Annotated in this window: 1 protein-coding gene; it reads left to right on the plus strand. The window is 65.3% G+C overall.

Annotation, left to right across the window (positions count from 1 at the left end; genetic code table 11):
- The coding region (gene zwf, locus CVV68_RS22905; protein ID WP_110503278.1) for a glucose-6-phosphate dehydrogenase at positions 1–1,425 on the plus strand (1,425 nt) is incomplete at both ends.

The raw sequence follows: 1,425 nt of genomic DNA on the forward strand, positions 1-1,425 counted from the left end.
TCGCTGGTGCTCTTTGGCGTCACTGGAGACTTGGCACGCAAGAAACTCATGCCGGCCGTCTACGACCTGGCCAACCGGGGACTCCTGCCGCCCAGTTTTGCCTTGGTGGGCTTTGCCCGCCGGGACTGGACGCATGATGAGTTCACGGCCGAGGTCAAGAAGTCGGTGACGGCGCACTGCCGGACCCCCTTTGATGAGGCCGTCTGGAACCAGCTCTCCGAAGGCATTCGTTTTGTCCGCGGCGAGTTTGACGACGACGACGCCTTTGAGCGCCTCAAGGCCACGCTGGCCGGGCTCGATGAGCAGCGCGGCACGCGGGGCAATCATGCGTTCTACCTGTCCATCCCGCCGAAGGCCTTCGAGCTGGTGTGCCGGCAGTTGTCCGAGCACGGCCTGGCCCAGGGCTCGGAGGAGAGCTGGCGGCGGGTGGTCATCGAAAAGCCGTTCGGCCACAACCTGGAATCCGCCCGGGCGCTGAACGACATTGTCGAATCGGTGTTCCCGCCCGATTCCGTGTTCCGCATTGACCATTACCTGGGGAAGGAGACGGTGCAGAACATTTTGGCCCTGCGCTTTGCCAACCAGCTCTTTGAACCGCTGTGGAACGCCAACTATGTGGACCACGTCCAAATCACCATGGCCGAGGACATCGGCACCGGTGGCCGTGCCGGCTACTACGACGGCGTGGGCGCGGCCCGCGACGTCCTCCAGAACCACCTGCTCCAGCTTCTGGCACTGACGGCCATGGAGGAGCCCATCTCCTTCAACGCCGAGGACCTGCGGGCAGAGAAGGAAAAGGTGCTGGCCGCCGTCAAGCTCCCGGCGGACCTCTCCGGGCACTCCGCCCGGGGCCAGTTTGCCGGCGGCTGGCAAGGTGGCGAGCAGGTGCTCGGCTATCTTCAGGAGGAAGGCATCCCGGCGGACTCCACCACGGAAACCTTCGCCGCGATCCGGCTGGACATCAACACCCGCCGGTGGGCCGGCGCGCCGTTCTACCTGCGCGCCGGAAAGCGCCTGGGCCGGCGGGTCACCGAGATCGCCGTCGTGTTCAAGCGCGCCCCCAACCTGCTCTTCACCGACCACGCCGAGGACGACTTTGGCCAAAACGCCGTCGTGATCCGGGTCCAGCCCGACGAGGGCGTCACCATCCGCTTCGGCTCCAAGGTCCCGGGCACGCAGATGGAAGTCCGGGACGTCACCATGGACTTTGGCTACGGGCATGCGTTCACCGAGTCCAGCCCCGAAGCGTACGAGCGGTTGATCCTGGACGTCCTCCTGGGCGAGCCGCCGCTTTTCCCACGGCACCAGGAAGTTGAACTGTCGTGGAAGATCCTTGACCCCTTTGAGGAGTTCTGGGCCGCGGAAAACATCCAGCCGGAGTCCTACGAACCCGGCAGCTGGGGCCCCACCTCCGCTGATGAACTG

Source organism: Arthrobacter livingstonensis (assembly GCF_003219815.1).
Taxonomy (GTDB): domain Bacteria; phylum Actinomycetota; class Actinomycetes; order Actinomycetales; family Micrococcaceae; genus Specibacter; species Specibacter livingstonensis.